We start from the raw sequence: 19,717 nt of genomic DNA on the forward strand, positions 1-19,717 counted from the left end.
GCCGTTACCGCGCCCCCCGCGCGGTGCCCGCGCGCCCCGCTCCCGGGCCCCCCGCCACTGGGGGCTATCTGGCGACGTTGCGCGGACTTCCAGGACTACATGCCCGGTATTCGACCCTCCGGCTGGCGGCTGGTCGCGGCGCCCTGTGGTTCTTCGCCTTCTGCACGATCTGGGCCGGACTCCCCGTCGCGCTGTCCCAGCCGCCGTTCTCGTACTCGCCCGAACGGATCGGCATGTACGCCCTCGCCGGACTCCTCGGTGTCGCCGCCACCCGCGTCTCGGGGGCGTGGACCGATCGCGTCGGCGCACGGCGAGTGATCGTGCTCGGGCTCGTGCTCGCCATCGCCGCCGCGGCAGCGCTGGGCGGTTTCCTGTCGAATACCGCCGTAACCCTCATCTGCCTCGGCCTATTCGATGCCGGACTGTTCGCGGCCCAGGTAGCCAACCAGAGCACGGTCCTCGCCATCGACCCGGTCGCCCCAGCTCGTTTCAACAGCGCCTACATGATCGTCTACTTCGTCGGCGGCAGCCTTGGTGCCGCCTTCGGTGCTGCCGCCGTCTGCTGGTTCGGTTGGCCCGCCACCGCCGCCCTCGCCGCCGCGGCCATCGCTACCGCCATGGCGGTCACCCTGACCACCGCGCGCACCGGGTCCACCCTCCGGGCGGCGTCTACGTCCGCAGAGTCCGAAAACCAATTCCGGGCTTTGCCATAGCCCTAACTACGGGGCCGTACCAGTGCGCCTGCCCGAACTGCTCGCTCAGCGCCGCGCAGCGGGCCTGCCGCTGCGCGTGGTTCCGGTGTATCCCAGCCGATCTGGGCCAGCACCGCCAGTGCATACCCCGGATCGTTTCGCGTTGCGCTATCCGATGAACCTCTCAGCTAGTAGGAGGGCAGCGAGGACTCCGACGATGACGACGAGGCCGTAGTGGCCAGCGGATCCGGCGTAATCGTACGTCGACGCCGCGACGATCACCGCCATGATCAGAAATAGAAAGCGCTTCACCGACCTCACTCTTACCCGTAGCTGCAACCAGGGTACGAGATACGTATTCGTCTGCGCCACAACGGGATAGCCGAATCAAGTTCTGACCCACTCATGCGGGACGCGGCTGCGTGAGCTTCCTGAGCGTGACGCTGCGTCGCGAAGGAGCGGTTCCAGCCACGACAAGCCCAATGGGGTGATCACGCCACCGAGGATCCCGGCCTCGCTCGAGACCCGGGGCCTACGGGAACTTCGTTGTTTTCTGCACCAGTCCGGTCGCCCGCGCCGGCACGGTGTCATCACCAAGATGGCGGAGCGGCCCAGCAAACCGTGGTCGACAACACTAGCGAGCCAAGACCGCCAGCATCTCCTTGGACAGGACAAACGGAGCATCGTGATCCAGGACGTCGTGGATTATTTTGTGGCGGTGCGCGGGAGTTGAGCCGCTTTCGCGGCGCGCGATCACTCCAAGCCCGCGCCGCGGATTCGGTCGATGAGCGATTCCGGCTGTGCCGGTACGGCGTCGGCGCGCCACGCAACGTGCTGGTCGGGCCGGACCAGAATCAGGCGTCTGCTGTACCGTTCGACCGCCTCGTCGGAGGGGAGGTCGAGGACGGCGACCGGTACCGCTCGCTCGGCGGCCGCGCGCAGGATCGGTTCGGGGTCGGGGGGATTCTGGCCGATCCGCAGGAGGGTGAAGTCCTGGCCGAGGTGGTCGTAGACTCCGGTGCCGTCGGCGAGGGTGAGATGCGGCAGCCGGGCACCCGGCGCCGTGGAGGGATGGTAGGTGCTGATGGTGAATTCCGGTGGTGGCTGGTCCTCGGCGAGTAAGGGTGAGCCGTAATAGTGGTAGCCGAAGCTCAGCCCGATCGGCCGGTACTGGTCCTGGTCGGCGATGGCCACGTCTCGTCCGAGTTGTCGGCGTGAGGCTTCGCCGACGGGGCTGTCGTCCTCGTCGACATCGGCGGTCACCAGATCGAGCAGAGCCTTGCCGATACCGGTGGCGAAGCCCGAGATGGTCTCCGCGACGGGGCGCCGTTCCGCTTCGTAGGCCGCTAGTAGCCTCGGGCCGGCCCAGCCGGCGTGGACCGCGGAGAGCATCCAGGCGAGGTGCGCCGCCTCGCTGATGCCCGTGTTCATCCCCATTCCAGCCATGGGTATCCAGAGATGAGCGGCGTCTCCGGCAATGAACGCGCGGTCACTGCCGTAGCGGTCGGCGATGAGCCTGCGTCCGGTCCACCGTTCGACGCCGACTATCTCGCGGGGTGTTGCTGAGCCGATGGCCTGCGTGATCAGCGTTCCAGGATCGACGAGACGGGTGTCGGTGTCGGCCGGCAGGAACGCGTGAACGAGCCACATGTCGTGTCCATTGATCGCGACGGTGACGCACAACGCGTCGCGATTGACCGACCAGGTCATCCAGGTGCGTGGCTGGATGATCTCGGCAAGCTCGGGTGCCCGGAAATAGACGGACACGGCCTTGAACACGGTGTCGGTGCCGGTGAGTTTCGCGCCCAGCCGCCGACGGACCAGACTGTTGCCGCCATCGCAGCCCACCAGATAATCGGCGTGCACGACCCGGGTCATACCCGTGGACAGCGAGCGAACTGTTGCCCGGATCCCGTCTGCGGTTTCCTCGAAACCCTCGAGTCTGGTCCCTCGTTCGACGCGCACGTGGGGGCAGTTGCGGCTGTGCTCCAGGAGAATCGGTTCGAGATACAGCTGCGAGATCCGGTGCGCCGGTTCGGCGGTGGGGCTGGTGTGGTCACGACCTCCGGCGGCGAGGACTTGGGCCGAGGAGGGCAGCGTAATCCGGTGCAGTTCCGGGCCGCGGATCCGGGTGCGGTAGCTGACGTCGGTGGGGTAGTCCGTTGGCAGTCCAGACGACCGTATTCGCCGGGCAATGCCCAGTCTGCGGAAGTGCTCCATCGACCGGGCACTGACCGAACTCGCCCGCGGCACAGCCAGCGTCCTATCGGTTTCCTCGACCAGCAGGCACGGGACCCCCCGCCAGCCCAGATCCAGGGCCAGGGTCATACCGACCGGGCCTCCGCCAGCGATCAGGACCGGCACTTCGTTCACCGGAGAACCTCTACTTCCATGATCGCCATCGAACTGTACGTTGCGGTCGTGAGGACGCGAGTCAGTCTCAGATCAGCGGCAGTAAACAGCTGTTCGTACTGTTCCCGTGTGCGCTCCCGCCCGGTGAGCATCGCCATCATCAGCATGTCCAGCGACCACACGTAGTGCGGCGTGTTCGGCGGCGGCACGATGGTCTCGGCGACGAGCAGACGGCTGCCTGCGGACATGGCGTTGCGGCAGCAGCGCAGAATGCTGACGCATTCGTCGTCGTTCCAGTCGTGCAGGATGTGTTTGAGGATGTACAGGTCGCCGCCGGTGGGCACGGATTCGAAGAAGTCGCCCGCTACGGCGGTCCAGCGTCCGGCCAGATCCGGGACGTCGAGCAGATGCTCGCTGAGAACGGGCTTACGGTCGTAGAGAATACCGGTCACATGCTGATTCCGATGCAGCAGCAATGACAGCAGCCCGCCGCGTCCACCGCCGACGTCGACGATCTGATTGATTCCGGATATGTCGTAGGTGCCGGCGATGGCGGCATCCTGGGGCGCGGAATAGCTGGCCATGCCGGCGTCGAAGATGCCTGCGGCGGTGGGATTCAGCGTCAGGTACTCCCACAGCGGTACGCCGAAGACCTCGTCGAAGGCGGTGCGGCCGCGCTGCAGAGTGCGGGTGAACTGTCCGACGGTTTGCCAGAACATCGGCTCGGTAAGGAAGATCACGGCGTCACGCAGCGACCGCGGCGATTCTGTCACCAGTCGCTCGGCGGCCGCAGTGAGGTGGAAGCGGCCGCTGCCGTCCTCATAGAAGGTCCCGGTGCTCGCGAGAAAATGGAGAGTTCGTTGCATACCCGACGCATCGACGCCGGTCAACGCCGCCAACTCGGTTGCCGTGCGGGGGTGCTCTAGGAGATGGTCGGCGATTCCGAGTCTGGCGGCCGCGCCGATGGCCGCGCTGGCCAGGTAGCCGAGGGTGAGGTCGAGTATGGTGCGATCGGGTCCGGGATCGTGGGAGTCAGTGTCCATGGTGCGGTCTTTCGCGAAGGTCTTGCCCGAACTTCGAGCGATCGGTTACTGCCCAGTAAACGGTGCACAGGGTGTAAGTAGGCTCCTCTCACTCCAACCGGATTGCTACGGTGTGCGGTCACTTTTTACAATTCTTTTGGAGAACCGCCGCGGCCCATCCGGCAGCCGAACGCGGTGCTGACATCAAGGGATTGTAAATACATTGCGCCACGCCTCCCCAGGGGCGAGGCGACCTGCATGGTCGTTCTGCAGCAAATCCGTTGCTACTGAACATATTCAGGCCGAGACAGCCCTTGTCTATTCCAGTGGTCCACTTCGATCCGTGGGTTGACCGCTGCTTTGCTGCGGGTTAGCGTCTCGGCCTGTCGAGCGTGAATCGAGTTGATACAACGCTCCGGATTTGATGAGGGTTTGGCATGGCCGAGAAGCTGGACTGCCTTGTCGTCGGTGCCGGGCCGGCGGGAATTCAGGTGGGGGCACATTTCGCGGCGGGCGGCGCGCGGGTGCAGGTGCTGGAGGGGGCGCCTCGGGTCGGCGATTTCTTCGCCCGGTATCCGCGCAGTCGCAGGCTCATATCCTTCAACAAGGTCGGTACATTGTGGGACGATCCCGAGCTGAATCTGCGGTGGGATTGGAACTCGATCTTGACCGAAGAGTCGGCAGCCGGTCCGGTGCTGCAGTTCCGTGACTTCAGTGCAGACCTGTATCCGCCCGCCGATGCCATGGTGCGCTATCTCGACGAATATGTGCGGAGATACCACGTCCCGGTGCGTACGGAATCGCGCGTGCGAATGATCAGAAAGACCGGGGACGAAGAATTCGAAGTGGAGATCGCTGGTGGCGAAGTTCTTCGCTGCCGGTTTCTCGTCGTAGCATCCGGCTGGACCAAGCCCTACGTCCCGGGGATTCCTGGCATAGACCTGTGCGAGGGGTATGAAACGGCCTCGCTGAAACCGGAGGACTACCGCGGTCAGCGAGTTCTGGTGCTGGGCAAGGGAAACTCGGCGGCCGAAGTCGCCGAAGCTGCGGTGGAAAGCGCCGCGATAGTGCATATGGCAAGCCCGGAACCTGTCCGGCTCGCGGTGCGTACGCATCATCCGGGTGGTATGCGATTACACCTGGCGCGGCTGCTGGACATGTACCAGCTTAAGTTGCTGAATGCGATCCTGGATTGCCGGGTCACAGATATTTCGCAAGACGAGGCCGGCTATCGAGTCGCGGTTGAATACAGTCATGCCGACGGGGAACGGGATATCCTGCGCTACGATCGTGTGATTCGTTGTACCGGCTTCCGCTTCGATGCATCGATCTTCGACGCGTCTTGTCGACCCGCATTGTGCATAGATAAGCGGCTGCCGGAGCTGACGCCGACATGGGAATCGGTGAACGTACCCGGACTCTTCTTCGCGGGGACGATCGCCCAGGCCGATGATTTTCGAGTGGCCGGATCCGGATTCATCGACGGATTCCGCTACAACGTGCGGACTCTGCACGGTCTGCTGCGGGAAAGGTACTTCGATGAGCCGTATCCGTCCGAGCAAATCTCTGGTGAGCCCACCGCGCTCGCCGATGATATGCTTCGTCGGGCGTCGCAGTCATCGGCGTTGTGGCTGCAATTCGGTTATCTGTGCGATGTATTCGATATCGCGTCCGACGGCACCGCGACAGTGTGGCGCGAGTGGCCGACGAGAGATCTGCCCGGGCGCTGGCGGAGTCGGCGCTGTGTCTACACCTTCACCTTGGAATGGGGCCGTCCCCGGGGCGACGTGTTCGCGATCCATCGGCACCCGAGCGCGGCCGACGCTGCCGAAAGCGTGTTCTTGCATCCTGTAGTGCGGCAATGGCGGTACGGCCAGGTCGTGGCTACCCATCATGTCCTCGAGGATCTGCTCGGTGTCTACCACCCGGAATTTGCCCCGGACATGCGCAGACCCGCGGACGTCCCGATACATGCCTACCACGAGCGGCAGCATGTGGCACCGCTGACTGCCTTCCTTGCGTCGATGCATGCGGCCGCCGACGGTGTCGGCGTGAGCCTGCCAGGTGCGTGATCGACATGGTCGGCCCCGCAGTTCACCCGAACCTGCCACACACGCGAACCTCCCCCGACGGCCCGGGCTATGCGCAGTTCCTGCGGCTGCCGGAGTTGCTCAGCCTGCAGCCGACCCCGGTGGCGCCGGATATGCTGCTGTTCGTCATCGCTCACCAAGCGCATGAGCTGTGGTTCAAGGCGATGATCTTCGAGCTGGAGAATGTGCGCGCTGCGTTGGACAGCGAGCGGTTCGATCGGGCCGCACGCCTCCTGCACCGGCTGACCCGGATGTGGGAAATGCTCACCGCGCAGTGGGCGGTGCTGGACACCATGCTGCCCGCGGACTACCTGGCCTTCCGCGGTCAACTCACCGGCGGCAGCGGCTTCGAGTCGCAGCAGTTCCGTGAGATCGAGTTCCTCGCCGGCCTCGAGGATGCCGGTTATCTGCAGCGGGCCCGGCTGACCCCCGAAGAAGAGGATCGCCTGCGACGCAGGCTGGCTCAACCGAGCGTGCGCGAGAGATTCGCTGCGGTGCTGGGCCGCCATGACATCACCGACCCACGCCTGCTCTACCGGGGTGGCGACGAGGTGGCCGAACTGCGCCGACTCGCCGAGGCATTGATCGATCTGGACCAGGCCGCGGCTGCCTGGCGCCTGCGACACGTGCTCATGGTGGAACGACAGATCGGGCACAAGCCGGGTACCGGCGGTTCCTCCGGCACCAGCTATTTGCGGTCGAGGCTGCACCTGAGGTTCTTCCCCGAGCTTTGGGAGGCCCGCAGTGGCCTCTGACACCGACGGCGAACGCACATCACGCAATCAGGGAGTACGGACTCATGACCAGCGAATCAGCTGAACAGTACGAGTACATTATCGTCGGTGCGGGTCCCGCGGGCCTTCAAATGGGATACTATCTGGCCGCCGCGAACCGGAACTATGTGATCTTGGAGGCGGCGGGCGACGTCGGAAGCTTCTTCGACACGTTTCCCCGGCATCGCAGTTTGCTGTCGATCAACAAGCGGTACAACTATTTCCCCGAACCGGAATTCAACATGCGGCACGATTGGAATTCGCTGCTATCCGATGATTCCGGTCCGCGTTTCCCGGACTATTCGGACGATCTGTTCCCTGATCGAGACGAGTTGCGCCGGTACCTGCATGATTACGCAGCGCACTTCGATCTTCGAGTTCGTTTCTCCTGCCGAATCGTGCGTATCGAGCCCGAGCCGGACCGGGGATTCACACTGACCGACGGTGACGGCAATACCTATCGCTGCCGGTACTTGTTTCTGGCAACCGGTGCTCGCGAGCCGTGGATCCCTCCGGATATCGACGGAATCGAGACTGTGCCGGGCTACGAGGATCATTCCCTGGACCCCGCGGACTACACGAACAAAAGGGTGGCGATCATCGGCCGGGGTAACTCGGCCTTCGAGGTGGCCAACCATATCGCCGGACACGCATCGATTGTGCACGTCTTCGTCAAGCAGCAGGTCCGGCACTCCTGGCAGACCCATTACGCGGGCGACCTCCGCGCGGTCAACAACAACATACTGGACATGTACCAGCTCAAGTCCCTGCATGCGACGATGGCCTTCGTGATCAAGACGATCCGGAAGAATCCGGCAGGTGGGTACGAGCTGACACTCGAGACCGAGTTCCGGCACTGGGATCCACCTCGCCTCCACCGCGCCGAATTCAGTTACGACGAGGTGATCAGGTGCACCGGATGGCGATATGCGGATCGCGCACTGTTTGCCGACGGCACGGCACCCGACGTGGATGATCGCGGTAAGTTCTTCGTCCTGAGTCCGAACTGGGAGACGAGCGTGCCGAATCTGTATTGCATCGGTACCACGATGCAATACCGGGACCACAAGGCTGCTTCCTCGTTCATACATGGCTTTCGATACAATATCCGTTCGCTGGTCCGGCTGCTCGAGGAAAAGAATCACGGGGTGCCGTACCCGCACGAAACCTTCCCACTCCAGGATGACGGCGATGTGAGCGGAGTTGCCGACTTCCTGGTCGAACGGGTCAGTGTTTCCGCGGGCTTGTACCAGCAATTCGGTGTGCTGTGCGATGTCATGGACATAGGCCGCGATTCCATTCGGTACCTCTACGAGCTGCCGTTCGAAGGTGTCTTGGAGCGCGACGACCTGCAGGCGGCAGAAAATATCGTGGTGATCACGCTCGAATACGGATTCGACCAGTATTTACCGACCTTGCACCCCTTGGACTTCGTTCTACCGCCCGACTTCGGGACGCCGGGGTGCAGCGCCTTCCTGCATCCTGTGCTGCGACACTATCGGAACGGTGAATTCGTCGAAGAACTGCATCTCAACGAGAATCTGGTACTACGCTTCGACTTCCACTACGACAATACGCTGCCGCCCGACGCGCACCAGAGCCGGGTCAAGAACTTCCTCGCCCGCATCCTGGGTGTCGGTGGCGTGGAATACAACGAAGAGATCTATCGGTCCGATATCCCCGCGGAATTGCTTCTCACGCTCAGCCCTGACGAGATCGAAGCACGGAGCCGCCAACGCGCGGCCGGGGCGAGGTGCACCTTCGTCCTTCCCGACTCCGTCACAGGTGCCAGAGATCGGGACGTGCCCGCAGACTACGAGCAGCGGTAACGAGGGACCATGACCACGGTCACGATCCCGTACGGACCCCAGCCGAGCCAGGTCGCGGATCTGTCGATGCCCGAAACCGCCGGTCCACACCCAGTGGCTGTGCTCGTGCACGGCGGATTCTGGAAGGCGACCTACGACCGCAGTTACTTCGCTCCTCTCGTCTGGGACCTTGTCGGTCGCGGATACGCAGTATGGAACCTCGAGTACCGGCGCCTCGGGGAGCCCGGCGGCGGCTGGCCCGGCACGTTGCTCGATGCCGCCGCGGCGGTCGACCTGCTGGCGCTGATGACGGTGCAGGCAGGTTCGTGGAGACTGCCCGAAGGTACCCGTCTCGACCTGACTCGTGTCGTCACCGTCGGTCACTCGGCGGGCGGCCAGCTAGCGCTGTGGCTGGCCGCGCGGACTCGTCTTCCCCTGCCCATCGGCGGTCCACCGAGAACACCCATCGCCTGCGCTGTGGCGCTGGCCGGTGTGCTGGATCTGCACACCGCCGACATGCAGAGGCTCGGTGCCACCGAGGCCGATCCGGTCACGTCGGCCTCGCTGTGCCCGGCGGGAGCGGTCGCCGCTCTGCTCGGCGGGCATGCGGACGAGGTGCCGGAGCGGTACCACCTCAGCTCACCGCACTATCTGCTGCCGCTCGGCCTATCCGTGATCCTCGTCCATGGCGGTGCAGATCAGGACGTTCCGATCCAGCAGAGCAGGACATACGCTGCCGCGGCGCGAGCCGCCGGTGACTCCGTCGAGCTGATCGAATCATCCGATGCAGGCCACTTCGATGTCGTCGATACGCGAGGACCGGAATGGTGCGCCGCAATGGACCGCCTCTGGGGGCAACTATGCTGAGCCGTCCTGTCACATTCTGGGCCGGGGTCACCGCGATCGCTCTCGGGGTTTCCTTGCACGTCCCCGATTTCGTTGCCTCAGCGCATATGGCGTACCAGATGAGCGGCATGCCGGCCTCGGCGCAGATGCAGGTCGGCATGTTGTTGATCGTCCTCGGCTTTCTCTCTGCGGTCCGCGGTTGCTGGCCGGGGCGATCCACGGTCCCCTCGTCCGTGCGTGCCGTCGAATTCACCACACTCGACAACACCGCCCTGCGCCCTGCCCACGTCGGTCTGTCCATCGTCCTCACCTTGGGAATGGTCATCGACACGATGAAGCCCGCCACCCTCGGCTTCGTTCTGCCCGGCCTTGCCGCCGAGTATCGGATATCCACGGCTCAGGCGTCGATACTGCCACTGGTCGCGCTGACCGGAACCACCATCGGATCGATCGCGTGGGGTGTGCTGGCAGACCGCATCGGACGACGACCGACCATCTTGTTGTCCGGACTTCTGTTCGTCAGCACGGCAATCTGTGGCGCCATGCCCAGCTTCGCGTGGAACCTGGTGATGTGCCTGCTGATGGGGGCCTCGGCCGGCGGTTTTCTGCCCGTTGCTTACTCGCTGCTGTCGGAAGTCATGCCGGCCAGCCGACGAGGCCTGATCGTCGTACTACTCACCGGACTCGGCACCACTGGTGGCTACCTGGTCGCCAGCGGTGCCGCGGCGGCATTCGAACCGCACTTCGGCTGGCGGATCCTTTGGTTCCTCGGCCTGCCCACCGGCCTGCTGCTGTTGTTGCTCAACCGATGGATCCCGGAGTCGCCACGGTTCCTCGCCGCGCACGGACAGCTCTCCGACGCTCAACAGGTGATGGATCGTTTCGGGGTGAAACCGCTGTCGACTCCGGAATCGTCCACTCCGCCCTCACATTCCGGCACCGAGCGCTCCTCTGCGGTGCGGGCGACGCGACTGCGATGGCTTTTCCAAGCCCCCTACACCGGCCCGACTCTCGCAATCGTGTTGTACGGCCTCGCTTGGGGTTTGGTGAACTGGGGTTTCATCACGTTCTTGCCGATATTCCTGCGCGGCCAGGCAGACGATCTCGCCACGGGGGAGCTGTTGTTCCTCGGCGCGTTGCTTGCCATCCCCAACACACTGCTCGTCGCATACCTGTACGGCAGATGGAGCAGTCGGCGATCGATGATCCTCTACGCCGTTTCGACAGCCGTCACGCTCGTCGGATTCGCCGTTCTCACTACCGGATCCGGAACGCCACGCTGGTTGCTTACTGTCCTGGTGGCCGCGCTGCTCACCAGCACAGGAGGCATGATCGCCATGCTCGGCCCCTATGCCGCCGAGATCTACCCCACCCTGTTGCGCGGCAGCGGCAGTGGATTGGCCGCCGCCGCCAGCAAGGCCGCCGGCATGATCGCCCCACCGTTCGTAGGAACCTTGGCAGCCATCGTCACGCCCCGCCTCATCGCGCTCCTCATCGCCGTCCCCGCCGCCGCGGCAGGTATAGTCTTCGCCCGCACCGGTCGGGAGACCGCGGGACAACCGCTGCCCGAGGCCGATCTATCCGCGGGGGTGCTGGGCCGGGTCGGCGAGCTCTCGCCAGACGGCGCACCGAGCGCTGCCAGAGAGTAGTGCTGTCCGAATGATCGAAGAGCGCCGAATTTCCAATAGGTCACTCTCGGGTTGAATGGCTGATCCCGCGCACGCTGTCAGCGGCGCGGTGGATGTCGGCATACGAGAGAAACAGTCCGTTGAAGGCGAAGCGGACAAGGTTCGGTGGTCTGACGTCGCAGATTATGCCCTTGCGGCGGAGTGCCATCTCGATGGCATCGGCGTCGTCGTATCGGAACGTCAATTGGTTTCCCCGGCGGGAGTGTTCCCGAGGTGTGACGAGATCGAGTGCACCACTGGAGACGATCTCGTCCAGCTCGTCCAGAAAGTAGTCGGCCAGGCCGAGGCTCTTTTCGCGGACGGTTCCGATATCGACGTCGTCGAAAACGTCCAGAGCGGCGTCGAGAGCGGATAGGGAAAGGATATGCGGTGTGCCTATCCTGGCCCGGGCAATGCCGTCGCTCGGTCGATACTCCGTTTCCATCGCGAACGGATCCATATGGCCGTTCCAGCCGATCAGGGGATGATCGAAGGCTGCCTGATGACGTTGGGCAACATAGATGAACGCGGGGGCACCGGGCCCGCCGCACAGGTACTTGTAGGTGCATCCGACCGCAAGGTCGACGTCGGCGGTGTCGACATCGAGTGGCACCGCCCCGACCGCATGGCACAGATCCCACACCGCCACCGCTCCCACATGATGGACCGCTCGAGTGATCGTCGCGATGTCGTGCAGTTCCCCAGTACGGTAGTCGACTGCGCCGAACGCCACCACAGCGATGTCCTCGGCATACCGGTGCAAGGTTGCGTCGAGCGCCGCAGCGGGGACGGCGATCACGCGGAGGTCCAACAGCCTTGCCACCGATGCGGCCATGTATCGATCGGTCGGAAAGTGGATGGAATCGATGACGACGATCCCACGTCCCGGCCGCAGTCGTGCTGCGGCAACCAGCGCATTGAACAACTGAACCGATGTCGAATCTCCGACCACGGTTTGCCCGGGCGCGGCACCGATCAACCGACCTATCCGGTCGCCGACTCGCGTTGGCGCCGACCACCATCCGTCCGATGTCCATGCGGCGATCAGATGCCGACCCCACTCCTCGCGAATTGTGCGATCGACCCGCTCGGCGACATGCGCCGGCAACGGGCCGAGCGAGTTGCCATCGAGATAGATTACGTCTGCTGGCAGGCTGAAACGCTCGCGTAGTCCAGCAATACGATCGGCGGCATCGAGTTGTTCCGCGCGCCAAGGGTCCGACATGAATCGACGCTCCCTCTACTCCTTGCTGAATATGGTATGCGCCGTGACCTGTATTCCCAGCAGTGCAGGCCCCGCAGGCGCCCGCAGCTCAGCCCCCTGGCAGGCGCATCCGATCGAGTTCGAACGACGCAACCGCCGATCGCAATCTGTGGCGATGAATGATCGAGCGGAAACAGGGGCCGGGGCTGTAGATGGTGCCTGAGGCTGATAACAGAAACTAATTGGCTCCCAGAACACGCCAGTATCGACAGCATTGTCTGCGAAGGTTGGCGCGACGTACGCCCGACAGCGCCGGCTTGATAGCGCGGCTCCGCCGCCAGCAGGGCGACGTCGCTGTGCGATGGCGGCGGTCGCACGCGAACGCCGTCTCAGTGGGCGTGTCAGCTCGGTATCAGGCCGGTATCAGCCGGGCTGGCGACAGTGTTCCTGTGAGTAATTCAGTAATTGCAGCTTCTGGGCTGCGGAAGGCGTACGGAGACAAGGTCGTCCTCGATGGCATTGATTTGAATATCGGTGCCGGTACGATTTTTTCTCTGCTCGGTCCGAATGGGGCGGGTAAGACGACGACGGTGAATGTGCTGACCACGCTGTTGAAGGCCGATGGCGGCACGGCGCGCGTTGCCGGGCACGATATTGCAACCGAGACCAAGGCGGTGCGCGCGGCGATCGGTGTCACCGGCCAGTTCGCGGCGGTGGATGATCTGCTGACGGGAGAAGAGAACCTGCAGTTGATGGCGGATATACACCGTCTGCGGGGCGATAAGGGCCAGCGGGTGATCACCGAGTTGCTGGAGCGGTTCGATCTGGTGGAGTCGGCGCGAAAGAGGGCGGCGACCTATTCCGGGGGTATGCGCCGGAAGCTGGATTTGGCGATGACGCTGGTCACCAGGCCGGACATCGTTTTCCTGGACGAACCGACAACAGGGCTGGATCCGCGTAGCCGTCGCACGATGTGGGACATCGTGCGGGATCTGACGACCGATGGTGTGACGATCTTTCTCACCACGCAGTATCTCGAGGAAGCCGATCAGCTGGCCGACCGGATCGCGGTACTCGACCAGGGCCGCATCGTCGCCGAAGGCACGCCCGATGACCTCAAGCGCCGAGTGCCCGGCAGCCACATCCGGCTCCGGTTCACCCACGTCATGGAACTGGATGCGGCGGTGCGGATCCTGCCCGGCTCCATCCGGGACGATGAGGCGCTGATCTTGCGGGTGCCGGGCGACGGCGGGACGAAATCCTTGCGCCACCTGCTGGATCGGCTCGCCGAATCCTCGCTCGAGGCCGAGCAGGTCACCGTCCACACCCCCGACCTCGATGATGTCTTCCTTTCCCTGACCGGTCGCACGACCACGGAGGTCACCGCACTATGAGCACCATTTCCGCACCGCTGGCCGATTCGTCGATCATGTTGCGTCGCAACTTCAAGCACATCGCCCGGACTCCGGTCACGGTGTTCAACGCGGCGCTGATGCCGGTCGTGATGATGTTGATCTTCGTGTACGTGTTCGGCAGCGCCTTCGACGTCGGCGGTGACTACATCGACTATGCGACACCCGGAATGATCCTGCTGGCCATCAGCTACGGGTTGTCGGGTACCGCGGTGGCGGTGAGCTCCGATATGTCGAAGGGCATCATCAACCGGTTCAAGGTCATGGATGTCTCCCGTGGCGCCGTACTGACCGGTCACGTCGTGGCCACCATACTGACCAATGCGGTAGCCATTGCGGCTGTCCTCGGTGTGGCCTTCGCGCTGGGGTTCCGGCCGCCTGCAAGCGCACTCGACTGGCTCGGCGCGATCGGCATCATGGCGGCGACGTCCTTCGCCGCCTCCTGGCTCACGGTCGCGCTGGGAATGGCCGCGAAGACTCCGGAATCCGCGGGCATGGGCGTGGTACCGCTGATCATGCTGCCCTTCGTGAGCACCGCGATCGTACCGGCCGACAAGATGGGACAGGGCGTCCGGCAGTTCGCGCAGTATCAGCCCTTCACGCCGATCATCGAAGCATTGCGCGGATTCCTCGCCGGCCACCCGTCCGGCGGCTACACGGCCGCCGCGCTCGCCTGGTGTGCCGGGTTCGCCTTCGTCGGGTACCTGTGGTCGCGTGCCGCGTTCAACAAGCGAGCGTAGTCGCAACCAGTTCACGCCAACTCGCTTGTGCGCCCTCCCCCATCGCCTCGGTGAAGCGTGCTTCGCCGAGGCGATGTCGTGCTGCCTGCTCGATCCGGGCCACATCCGGTCGGGAATGATCGGGCAGTCCGCGTACTCCCGCACTCGCCGCGAGCAGCCGCACGGCTTGCTCGTTTTGGCCTGCACGGAGCGCCAAATCCGCGATCCCGATGAGGACCTGGGCGATAAGGGGCGCGTATCCCGCGGCGCATGCCGCGCGGAAGGCGGCGGCGTGCTGTGCCCGGGCTTCGTCGAGACCGTCTGCGAGGTAGCCGAGCAGGTCGTGTGTCACCGCGCTGATGTACACGGACTCCGCATCACTGCTCAACATGGTTGTCGCGACGTCGATCTGCCGGTATGCCTGCGCGGTGTCGCCGCTCCAACGGGCCAGCTCCGCCTTCGCCAGGGCGAGTTCGGCCAGTGCGTTCGGCCAGGCGGACCGATCCGCGTACCGCTGCGCCTCGGCCATGGCGGCCGCGCTCGCCTCCGCGTCGCCCAACAGCCAGTACAGCTGAGCCTGCCGCGCCCGCATCAGGAAAACGTCCTCGATTGCACCGACCTCGGTGACCACCGCGATCGCCTGGTCGAGGTGCTCGCACGCACCCGCGAAGTCGCCGCGCGTGGCGATCCGAATCGCCAGTTCGGTCAGTGCGAACGAAATCCCCCAGCGCTCGCCGATGGCCCGGAACTCGGCGAGCGCCGTCTCGAGATACGCCTCCGCGTCCCGCCCATCCTGGCCGAGCACGATCCGCATCTTGCCCAGCTGGAGCCGGGCCAGCGCACGCACCCAGGGATCGTCATCGGTGAGTAGCGGTTCGAACGCGGACAGCTTCGCGTCCGGGCCCTGCAACATGCGTTCCAGCGCGGCCACGAATCCCAGCAGCGGGTATCGGGCCTGACTGCGTCGGCTGAACTGGTATGCCTTGTGGACCCATTCCTCCACCTGGGTCTCGTCACTCGGCCCGGAGTTCATGAAATGCACGACCAGGCCGAACACCCGGGCTCGGGTCTCGTCGTCCACCTCGCCGGACATGTCGGCGGCCGCGGTGATCAGCTCCATGCCCTCGGCCTTGTGCCCGCTGAGCCACCAGTACCAGCCCGCGGCCGCCGCGAGGCGCATCGCCCCGGCGGCGTCGCCGGCCGCGAGCGCGCCACGCATCGCGACAGCGATGTTGTCGTGCTCGACTTCGAGCGTGGCGAGCCACTCCAACTGCTCGGCGCGGCGCAGATACGGCTCCGCGGTGTCGGCGAGTCCGGTGAAGTACGCGAGATGCGCCCGGTGCGCCGGATCCGATTCCCCCGCTTCCACGAGCCGGTCCAGGGCGTACTGCTTGATCGTGTCGAGCATCCGATAGCGCGGTCCGCTGTCCCCCGCGGTGAGCAGCAGCGATTTCTCGGTCAGCGCGGTCAGCAACTCGAGCACCTCCCACCGCTCGACCGCCACGTTCTTCTCGCCCCCCGGCCCTTCGGTCCCGCCTTCCATGCCCGCGCAGACCTGCTCGGCCGCCTCCAAGCTCGCGCCGCCGGAGAACACCGCGAGCCTGCGCAGGACCATCCGTTCGCTGTCGGTGAGCAGCTCCCAGCTCCAGTCGACCACCGCTCGCAACGTCCGGTGCTGCGGCAGCGCGGTACGGCTGCCGCCCGTCAGCAGGCGGAACCGATCGTCGAGGCGGTTGGCGAGCTGATCGAGGGACATGGTGCGCAACCTGGCCGCGGCCAGTTCGATCGCCAGCGGTATCCCGTCGAGCGCCCGGCAGACGCGCGCCATGGTCGACAGGCTGTGGGCATCGGCCGCGAGATCCTTGCGCACCGCACCGGCCCGGTCCCGCAACAGCTGAACGGCCGGGGAGGACTCGATCTCGCCGGGGTCCGCGTCCGCTGTGGGCAAGGCCAGCGGCGCGACCTGCCAGAGCGCCTCACCCGTGATGCCGAGCGGTTCCCTGCTCGTCGCAAGGATCCGCAGCCGCTGACACTCCCCGAGCACCCGGTGGGCGAACGCCGCCGCGGATTCGATCACGTGCTCGCAGTTGTCCAGGATCAACAGCGTTTCGCGCTCGCGGATCGCCGCGATGAGCCGGTCCATCGGTTCCGCATTCGGTGCGCCGCCGAGCAGCGCATCCCGGAGCCCGAGCGCGGCGAGCGCCGATTGTGACACGTCACCACTCGCGCCGACGGACGCCAGTTCCACCAGCCAGGGCCCGTCCGGTAGGTCGTCGAGCAGGGTCCGCGCGGTTTCCAGGGCGAGCCTGGTCTTCCCTGAGCCACCGGGCCCGGTCAGCGTGGTGAGCCGATGGTCCGCGATGAGTTCGCGCACGACGGCGACGTCGGCGTGTTTGCCGACGAATCTGGTCAACTCGGCCCGCAGGTTCGTCTTGCGGTCTCTTCCTTCCGCACCCACTTCGCCGCGCAGCAGCGCAACGTGCAGTGCGGAGAGCTCCGGTGATGGATCCACGCCCAGCGTGTCGGCCAGTGCCTCCCGTGCACGTTGGTACGCGATCAGTGCCTCGGCACCACGACCCGCGGCGCCGAGCGCACGCATCAGCGCGGCGACGAGCCGTTCCCGCACCGGATGCCGGGCCACCAGCTCGGTCAGCTCGGTGACCAGCCCCGTTCCCCTGCCGAGGCGGATCTCCGCTTCGTACCGATCCTCCATGGCGGCGAGGCGCAGTCCATCGAGCCGGGTGACTGCCGCGTCGAAAGCCGCGCTGTCCTGCATACCGACGTCCTGCATCGGCGCACCGCGCCACAAATCGAGGGCTTCGCGCAGCAGCTGGGCCTGGAGCGCGTCGTCACGGCCGCGGGCCTGGTCGAGAAGCTGTTCGAACCGCACGGCGTCGACAGCGCGGGGTTGCACCGTCAGCCGGTATCCGCCCGCCTGCCCGTCCAGCGACCCGTCCGGCAGCACCCTCCGCAGCCGGGAGACCAGTGCCTGCAAGGCGTTCGCCGCGTCGGAGGGCGGCTGTTCACCCCAAATCCAGTCCACCAGCGTGGCTTTCGGGACTACGCGACCGGGTTCGAGCGAAAGGGCGATCAACAGCGCCCGCAACCGGGTACCCGGTACCTCGATCAATCCGCCGTCATTTACTCGGATCTCGAGCGGTCCAAGCATCCCGATCTGCATCCGGACTATTCTGCCGTGCACGATTCGCGGTCAGCGGGCCACCCTCCCTCGGAGGACAGCCGCTCCGATGGCGGCGACCACCAACGACCATCACAGCCCCGGAAGAATAGACGCCGCAGGGCGGCCAATGATTACAGACCGGGTTCTTTTAGTCCCGCCTTGTCCGCTGTGACCAGGCCGAACATCGTGTCAGCGGGCGTGTCAGGCCGGCGTCAGGCCGGTATCAGCCGGGCTGGCGACAGTATTCATGTGACCAGCACAGCAATTCCAGCTTCTGGGACACCAACAACCAATTCACACGCTGAAGGACAGCCATGCCCACATTCGAGACACCGGAACCGATCGCCGTTACCGTCGACGTGCTCTCCGGTGACGTCACAGTGATCGCCTCCGACCGGACCGACACCGTCGTCGAGGTCCGGCCGGCCGATGAGTCCAAAAAGGGTGATGTGCGCGCCGCCGAGCAAACCCGGGTCGATTTCGTCGCCGGCACCTTGACCGTGAAAGCGCCGAGAGACTGGCGGACATACGCCCCGTTCGGCGGCAACCCGTCGATCGAGGTGATCATCGAGGTGCCCACCGGCTCCCGGCTGAAGGGCACCGCCGGTGTGGGCCGATTGCTGGGCGCCGGCGAACTCGGCGAGTGCGACCTGGCGATATCCGCCGGCGATATCGCCCTCGAGCGCCCGCGCGGTTCGGTGACCGCGAAAACCGCCAAAGGCAACATCCGCATCGACGAAGCATCGCGGGGCGTGCTACGGCTGGAAACATCCATGGGCGAGCTGGAGGTAGGTATCCGCCCGGGCAGCGCGGCGCGGCTGGAAGTCAACGCCCAGTACGGCACCGTGCAGAACGAGATGCAACCGGTCGACCGGCCGCAGGACAACGACGACACCGTGCAGGTGTACGCGCGCAACTCGTACGGCAACATCATCATCCGGCACGCCACCGCCGCCTGACGCGGCAGATCCGCCAACGCAACAGCACCAGCGGCGTGTACCCGGACCTGTCCACGCACACCGCTCAGCGGGCCGCGCGACGCCACGTCAGCGTCGTGCACCGGGAACCGGCTTGCAGGCTAGGCTTCCGGCATGACCACGGCGCCGTCCGACAACCTTCCTGGTCGACGGGAGAATCGACGACTCCGGTCACAGCTCGCCTGGTACCTGTTGCTCGCCTGCACAGTTGCGTCTTGCCTAGGAGCACTCCTCCAGGCAAGTGCCCCGGACAGCGCCGAGTCGTTGCTGTTGTGGTTGTTCTTGATCAGCGCGTCGTTCGGGTTGTCCTTGGTGATCATCGGCTACCTGACCCGGGTAGTCGCAACCCGGCGGCTTCGGGTACCTGAACTCAGTCCCCTGCTTGCGCCTGCGCTGGTGGTGGCGTTCACGGTGGCTGCGTGGAGCGCAGACCTACCGATCGCTGTCCGCTGGCAGGTCTCGGCGTACAGCTTCGATGATGCCGCGCAGCAGGTGCGCGACGGTGTCGACCCGCGGACGTTCGAAGGTCACCGGCTCGGGCTCTACCGCATCGATAGTGCGGACCGCTACGCCTGGGGTATCTACTTCAGGACCAGCCCCAGGGCGGGCAACTGCTCGAGCGGGGGCGGAGGGTTTGCCCAGCTTACCGGCGCCTCTCGCGCGTCTGACGCCTTCCATCACCTGAATGGCGACTGGCATTGGTTCTGCCTCGACAGTCCCGGGGAAGTGCCAGTGCCAGACCACCCCATCGGTGGATGGCGCTAGCCGACTGGTCACCACGCCACCAGTACCGAATCAGCTTCCGCAGCTTGACAGTTAGCGAAATCGGAAGTCTATGGGATGGCTCAGTCTTGGGGATCAGGCACAATTTTCGTGATATGAGGTGCCCGGAGGGTCTCGGACAGTGGCCCAAAGTAGGATTGGGTAACACTGAACGGAGTTGTTTGTGGCACAGAAGAAGTCGCGGCATTTCA

14 protein-coding genes are annotated in these 19,717 nt (G+C 65.0%); 10 read left to right on the forward strand and 4 right to left on the reverse strand.

Annotation, left to right across the window (positions count from 1 at the left end; translation table 11 throughout):
- On the forward strand, window positions 1-713 hold a 713-nt coding region (locus AB0M45_RS30315), incomplete at its 5' end, for an MFS transporter (RefSeq protein ID WP_364336229.1).
- Between the two features lie 732 nt (window positions 714-1,445).
- Here AB0M45_RS30315 and AB0M45_RS30320 read toward each other — a convergent pair.
- Together AB0M45_RS30320 and AB0M45_RS30325 are read right to left on the reverse strand one after the other, a co-directional pair.
- On the reverse strand, window positions 1,446-3,065 hold the full coding sequence (locus tag AB0M45_RS30320) for an FAD-dependent monooxygenase (RefSeq protein WP_364336231.1): 1,620 nt from the start codon (window positions 3,063-3,065) through the stop codon (window positions 1,446-1,448).
- The gene (locus AB0M45_RS30325) at window positions 3,062-4,087 is read right to left on the reverse strand and encodes a methyltransferase (RefSeq protein ID WP_364336233.1); all 1,026 of its coding nucleotides are present in this window, start codon (window positions 4,085-4,087) and stop codon (window positions 3,062-3,064) included. Before AB0M45_RS30325 ends, AB0M45_RS30320 begins: the two co-directional genes overlap by 4 nt.
- A 416-nt stretch (window positions 4,088-4,503) precedes the next feature.
- Here AB0M45_RS30325 and AB0M45_RS30330 point away from each other — a divergent pair, with 416 nt between their 5' ends.
- From AB0M45_RS30330 to AB0M45_RS30350, 5 genes are all read left to right on the forward strand, one after another.
- The gene (locus AB0M45_RS30330) at window positions 4,504-6,138 is read left to right on the forward strand and encodes an NAD(P)-binding domain-containing protein (protein ID WP_364336235.1); all 1,635 of its coding nucleotides are present in this window, start codon (window positions 4,504-4,506) and stop codon (window positions 6,136-6,138) included.
- 5 nt (window positions 6,139-6,143) lie between these two features.
- Window positions 6,144-6,911, forward strand: a complete 768-nt coding sequence (locus tag AB0M45_RS30335; RefSeq protein ID WP_364336255.1) for a tryptophan 2,3-dioxygenase family protein — start codon at window positions 6,144-6,146, stop codon at window positions 6,909-6,911.
- Window positions 6,912-6,955: 44 nt separating this feature from the next.
- On the forward strand, window positions 6,956-8,758 hold the full coding sequence (locus AB0M45_RS30340) for an NAD(P)-binding domain-containing protein (RefSeq protein ID WP_364336237.1): 1,803 nt from the start codon (window positions 6,956-6,958) through the stop codon (window positions 8,756-8,758).
- A 9-nt stretch (window positions 8,759-8,767) separates the two neighbouring features.
- A complete protein-coding gene (locus AB0M45_RS30345; RefSeq protein ID WP_364336239.1) occupies window positions 8,768-9,604 on the forward strand; it encodes an alpha/beta hydrolase fold domain-containing protein in 837 nt (278 codons plus the stop codon).
- A 98-nt stretch (window positions 9,605-9,702) separates the two neighbouring features.
- Window positions 9,703-11,232 carry an MFS transporter gene (locus AB0M45_RS30350; RefSeq protein WP_364336241.1) on the forward strand — a complete coding sequence of 510 codons (1,530 nt, stop codon included), beginning with the start codon at window positions 9,703-9,705 and terminating at the stop codon, window positions 11,230-11,232.
- A gap of 40 nt (window positions 11,233-11,272) precedes the next feature.
- Here the strand turns inward: AB0M45_RS30350 and kynU are convergent, their stop codons facing one another.
- A complete protein-coding gene (gene kynU, locus AB0M45_RS30355) occupies window positions 11,273-12,475 on the reverse strand; it encodes a kynureninase (protein ID WP_364336243.1) in 1,203 nt (400 codons plus the stop codon).
- Between the two features lie 428 nt (window positions 12,476-12,903).
- Here kynU and AB0M45_RS30360 point away from each other — a divergent pair, with 428 nt between their 5' ends.
- Window positions 12,904-13,848 (forward strand): ATP-binding cassette domain-containing protein, encoded by a 945-nt coding sequence (locus AB0M45_RS30360; RefSeq protein ID WP_364336245.1) that lies wholly within the window; start codon window positions 12,904-12,906, stop codon window positions 13,846-13,848.
- Window positions 13,845-14,606: an ABC transporter permease gene (locus AB0M45_RS30365; protein WP_364336247.1), complete on the forward strand. Its 762-nt coding sequence runs from the start codon at window positions 13,845-13,847 to the stop codon at window positions 14,604-14,606. Before AB0M45_RS30360 ends, AB0M45_RS30365 begins: the two co-directional genes overlap by 4 nt.
- On the opposite strand, the gene AB0M45_RS30370 is transcribed toward AB0M45_RS30365, so the two are convergent.
- Window positions 14,590-17,766, reverse strand: coding sequence for a BTAD domain-containing putative transcriptional regulator (locus AB0M45_RS30370; RefSeq protein WP_364336249.1), 3,177 nt, complete (start codon window positions 17,764-17,766; stop codon window positions 14,590-14,592). The two genes, AB0M45_RS30365 and AB0M45_RS30370, sit on opposite strands and share 17 nt — an antisense overlap.
- Window positions 17,767-18,080: 314 nt before the next feature.
- On the opposite strand from AB0M45_RS30370, the gene AB0M45_RS30375 reads away from it, so the two are divergent.
- Entirely contained in the window at window positions 18,081-18,725 is a 645-nt protein-coding gene (locus tag AB0M45_RS30375) for a hypothetical protein (protein ID WP_364336251.1), read from the forward strand.
- 132 nt (window positions 18,726-18,857) lie between these two features.
- Window positions 18,858-19,508 carry a hypothetical protein gene (locus AB0M45_RS30380; protein WP_364336253.1) on the forward strand — a complete coding sequence of 217 codons (651 nt, stop codon included), beginning with the start codon at window positions 18,858-18,860 and terminating at the stop codon, window positions 19,506-19,508.
- Window positions 19,509-19,717: the final 209 nt, after the last annotated feature.

This window comes from Nocardia sp. NPDC051787 (assembly GCF_040681325.1).
Lineage (GTDB): Bacteria > Actinomycetota > Actinomycetes > Mycobacteriales > Mycobacteriaceae > Nocardia.

What these genes read in the sequence shown, in the direction of transcription:
- AB0M45_RS30325 (WP_364336233.1), bottom strand. Translation starts at nt 4,087, where the DNA reads ATGGACACTGACTCCCACGATCCCGGACCCGATCGCACCATACTCGAC.
- AB0M45_RS30330 (WP_364336235.1), top strand. Translation starts at nt 4,504, where the DNA reads ATGGCCGAGAAGCTGGACTGCCTTGTCGTCGGTGCCGGGCCGGCGGGA.
- AB0M45_RS30335 (WP_364336255.1), top strand. Translation starts at nt 6,144, where the DNA reads ATGGTCGGCCCCGCAGTTCACCCGAACCTGCCACACACGCGAACCTCC.
- AB0M45_RS30340 (WP_364336237.1), top strand. Translation starts at nt 6,956, where the DNA reads ATGACCAGCGAATCAGCTGAACAGTACGAGTACATTATCGTCGGTGCG.
- AB0M45_RS30345 (WP_364336239.1), top strand. Translation starts at nt 8,768, where the DNA reads ATGACCACGGTCACGATCCCGTACGGACCCCAGCCGAGCCAGGTCGCG.
- AB0M45_RS30350 (WP_364336241.1), top strand. Translation starts at nt 9,703, where the DNA reads ATGAGCGGCATGCCGGCCTCGGCGCAGATGCAGGTCGGCATGTTGTTG.
- kynU (WP_364336243.1), bottom strand. Translation starts at nt 12,475, where the DNA reads ATGTCGGACCCTTGGCGCGCGGAACAACTCGATGCCGCCGATCGTATT.
- AB0M45_RS30365 (WP_364336247.1), top strand. Translation starts at nt 13,845, where the DNA reads ATGAGCACCATTTCCGCACCGCTGGCCGATTCGTCGATCATGTTGCGT.
- AB0M45_RS30370 (WP_364336249.1), bottom strand. Translation starts at nt 17,766, where the DNA reads ATGCAGATCGGGATGCTTGGACCGCTCGAGATCCGAGTAAATGACGGC.
- AB0M45_RS30375 (WP_364336251.1), top strand. Translation starts at nt 18,081, where the DNA reads ATGCCCACATTCGAGACACCGGAACCGATCGCCGTTACCGTCGACGTG.
- AB0M45_RS30380 (WP_364336253.1), top strand. Translation starts at nt 18,858, where the DNA reads ATGACCACGGCGCCGTCCGACAACCTTCCTGGTCGACGGGAGAATCGA.